This is a genomic window from Protofrankia sp. Cr1, assembly GCF_963555865.1.
GTDB lineage: Bacteria > Actinomycetota > Actinomycetes > Frankiales > Frankiaceae > Protofrankia.
Window position 1 is genome coordinate 1 of record NZ_CAUVXO010000509.1, and the last position, 3,690, is coordinate 3,690.

Here is a 3,690-nt window from a genome sequence, read left to right on the forward strand (position 1 = left end):
CCGAGTGAACCCGGGCGCCCCATCCTGGCCGCAGGTCGACGACCGCTGCATGGGGACACGCCGGGATGCGGGGTGCGGGCGCTGTCCGGACGGCCGGTCTGCCGGCCCGGCCGGGATGCGCCGCTCACGCGGACACCTGCCCCGTTTCGGCCACCCGGACGGCCATATGCTGGAGATCGTCGCGAATGCCGCCGGCCCGCTCCCGGAACAGCGTCAGGTGCACGTAGTTCCACGGCCCGTCCGGCTCGTCGAGCAGCCGGGTGACCGTCGCGACGGCGGCAATCGCGATCTCCAGCTCCCGTTCGATCCCGCGCACGATGCGCTGCTCGTCCACGTCTCGTTCCCCTTCCCTGGTCGGTGGCCTACCTCGTACCGGAACCGAGCGCCGTGATCGGGCGTGGTGGCGGAGCCGGAAACAGACCCCGCAGATACGGGTCGGCGCGATGGCGGAAGGCAGCGTTGCGGGCGCCGATCCGCGCCCGCTGGGAGGCCAGGTGCCCCGGGTCGGCCTGCTGGCCGCGCCGGACATGGTCGATCCCGTCCGCGAGCCGGCCGAGCCGGAAATACATCCGCGCCATGGTGAATTCGACGACCGCGATACCCGCGTGATGCCCGGCCATCCCGGCGGCGATCTCCGGGTAATACTGCTCGGCGAGGGGAACAACGCCACCGGTCGCCCACGCCACCTGGGCGTGATACAGCGCATTGGTGAACGAAAAACGGTCCACGTACACCCCGGGGGCCCCGGCTGCGGGCAGCCGGTCTGCGGCGTCGAGCGCATAGCCGACATACGCCTGGAGCCGTGCCGGTGACCATTCTCGTGCGCCGAGCCGCGCGGCCTGGAACGCAACCGCGACCTGTGCCGGGGTCCGCGCGCGGGTGGGATCACACGCAGCTAGCGCGGGCGGGACAGGGCCACCCGACGACCCATACGTGTAGATCTTTCCTTCGATACGCAGCGCGGTATGCAGAAGGTCGTCTCGGCGGGCAGCATCGTCGATAGCGTCGGCACGCTCGCGGACGATCCGCAGCGCCTGGCAGGCCCGGACGACCGCGCCGAGCCCGAATAACGCGTCCGCTGTGCTGAGCTGGCAGTGGACAGTCAGGGCGTGGGCAGTCGCTCTGACACTAGGATCGCCGCGGCGGGCCAGGTCCTCGAGGCTCGCGTGGGCCGCCGCCAGGTGGTGGGTCACCGCGATGAGCGGCGCCCGGCCGGTCGCGCGTTCGATGCTGGCGGGTGCCGCTTCCAGGATCATCCGTGCGGCGGCCAGCACGGACCGGCCGGGATGGTCCTCAGCCCCGGACAGCATGGCGGCATTCATCGCGGCCCCCGTCAGCAGCGAACGTCGACTGATTGTCGGCACCGGCATGACACCTTTCCTGTGCGGTCACTATTGCGCCCTTCTGTCGCTAACCCCTCGGCCCGATATTCATGGCGGGCGCCCCGGGCCGGGGAGCGCCGGGGCGTGCACGAGAGCTCAACCCGGCCCGGGGGCCTGAGGGGAATTCTGCGCGGTCCCGGCCGTGATACGGCAACGGCTGTGTCTCATGAGCCGAGACGGCGAGGATTACCGGCGCGGCCTATGAGCTCATGTCATGAGCGGGTGTCATGAGCGCGGCTGATAGACGGCGGGATCGCACATCGGGTAAGGAAGCCGGTCGCCGTCCACGGTTACGCAGCGCCAGAAAAATATGCCACGAGCGGCACCCTTTCCACGGCTGATCCGGTGGGATTACGCTTAACGACACTGCGTGCTGGACTGATTCGCGTCAGTCCTTTCAGGCCGAATGCCCGGGGAGCCCTGCCGATGCCTGCCGATCCCGTGCCGCTCCCGTTGCCGGACCACGTCTGGGACGAACCACCTTTCCTGGCCGCGCTCAATGACCGTGATGTCGGCGCACTGTTCGTGCTGATGAGCCGGTACGGGTGCAGTCAGACGCTTCTCGCGTCCCGCTGTGCGATGAGCCAGGGCGAGGTCAGCCGCATCTGCACGGGCAAGCGCCGGGTGACCGACCTCGAGGTCTTCGTCCGAGTCGCCGACGGCCTGGCCATGCCCGACCGGGCCCGCAGCCGACTGCTCGGCGGCGGCAGTTCTCCACGGTCGACGGGCCTACTCCGGCCGGTGAGAAGCCATGGCTGGACCGGTAAGCCTATGAGCGTCGCCTGGGTCGACGCGCGAGCTTACTCTGGGGATTGGGTGGGTTCTGTGGATGCGCCCCCGGCGCAGGACAGCTCAGAAAGGCGGATGCTCATGGCCGCTGACGAGACCTTCCAGTTCATCGTCAACGCGGAACGCGCCGCCCCGTCCCCAGAGGTGATGGACCTCCTACACGCCGAGGTCCGTCGACTGGTCACCGCCTACCCGACTCAGGCGACGAACCTCGTCGACTCCCTTATCGGAGCCCAGCGCGTCGCCTTCCGCCTCCTCGACGGACCGGGCGTGCCCCACCAGTCCCGTGACCTCTACTTCCTCGCGGCAATCACATCCGGACTGCTGGCACACGCCGGCGTCGACCTCAGCCAGTTCCAGGCCGCCCACCTCAACGCACGCGCGGCGTTCCTGTGCGCGGATCGCGCCGACCATCCCGGCCTGCGGGTGTGGATACGGATCGAACAGGCCCGCGCCGCCTACTGGTCCGGCGCCCCACGGGAGGCCATACGGTATCTGTCTCTCGCCCACGCGGATGCGCAAACAGTCACCGGGTCGAACTCGGCACAGCTTGCCGTCCAGGAGGCGCGGGCATACGCGGCGCTGGGGGACACGACGGAGACCAGAGCCGCGCTTGCCCGCGCAGGTGCGGCCAGAGAACGGGTCCAGGTTGACGACCTGGACGAAATAGGTGGAGAACTCACCTATCCCCAGGCGGTCCAGCTCTACGTCAGCGCCGACGCGCTTTCCCTCTTGTCGGATCATACAGAAACTGAGCGGATTGCCGTTGACGCCGTACAGGCTTTTGAAGCCCAAGATGCCGCCGATGTCAGCTACGGCAGTAGAGCGGGATCTTATATCGACCTCGCCTTGGCACGTGTTCATCAGGGCGAGGTAGAAGGTGGGCGCGAAGCGCTCGGCCCAGTCCTGGCGCTCCCACCAGCGCGACGAATCCACGGAATCCGTACCCAAATGCGCCGCATGCACGGAAGCCTGTCGGACCCTCGGCATGCGGGGTCCGCGGTCGCGCGCGACACGGCGGCCGAAATCGAAACATTTTGCGCCGTCCCGACCTCAACCCGTCTCCCTGAATGAGCGGATGCAACGAGATCGCAGCAATAGAATCGGTAAAGATCAACGTGTTACGGGATTACCCGGTTAGGGATCACCGATCGATGTGAGCGACCGTCGACCTGACCGCGACCGTCAGGGCAGGGTGCCGTGGGGCGTTCCGACAGCCGATGAGGCACTACCAGTCTTGTATCTGACCGAGTACGGCACAGCCCTTCTGCGTGAGGACACTTCGTTCCTCAAACGGCGCCAGCAACGCGCGTATCTCCCTGGCGATCTCGCTCCGAACATCCTCCTCAATCGCGATTCCACCGAGGAAGGCCAGCGTGACAGCCAGTTCTTCGGCGAGATCGACACGATCCGGTTCTCGGCGCTGAAGCATCCGCCGAATCTCCGTCGCCATCGTGAAGAGCCGCGTCGCCTCGTCACGATCACCAGCTTGCTGAACATCGACCCCGAGCCGTTCGTA

At 67.5% G+C, this 3,690-nt stretch carries 4 protein-coding genes; 2 read left to right on the plus strand and 2 right to left on the minus strand.

The genetic code is table 11. The features are described 5' to 3' along the window. Positions 1-124: 124 nt before the first annotated feature. Both U9980_RS24740 and U9980_RS24745 read right to left on the minus strand, forming a co-directional pair. Entirely contained in the window at positions 125-334 is a 210-nt protein-coding gene (locus U9980_RS24740) for a hypothetical protein (RefSeq protein ID WP_322750525.1), read from the minus strand. A 28-nt stretch (positions 335-362) separates the two neighbouring features. Then, on the minus strand, positions 363-1,364 hold the full coding sequence (locus tag U9980_RS24745) for a hypothetical protein (protein WP_322770126.1): 1,002 nt from the start codon (positions 1,362-1,364) through the stop codon (positions 363-365). A 444-nt stretch (positions 1,365-1,808) separates the two neighbouring features. Here U9980_RS24745 and U9980_RS24750 point away from each other — a divergent pair, with 444 nt between their 5' ends. Both U9980_RS24750 and U9980_RS24755 read left to right on the plus strand, forming a co-directional pair. Continuing rightward, entirely contained in the window at positions 1,809-3,245 is a 1,437-nt protein-coding gene (locus U9980_RS24750; protein ID WP_322770127.1) for a helix-turn-helix transcriptional regulator, read from the plus strand. Positions 3,246-3,408: 163 nt separating this feature from the next. Then, positions 3,409-3,690: hypothetical protein (locus tag U9980_RS24755; RefSeq protein WP_322770128.1), on the plus strand; the 282-nt coding region annotated here is incomplete at its 3' end.

What these genes read in the sequence shown, in the direction of transcription:
- U9980_RS24750 (WP_322770127.1), top strand. Translation starts at nt 1,809, where the DNA reads ATGCCTGCCGATCCCGTGCCGCTCCCGTTGCCGGACCACGTCTGGGAC.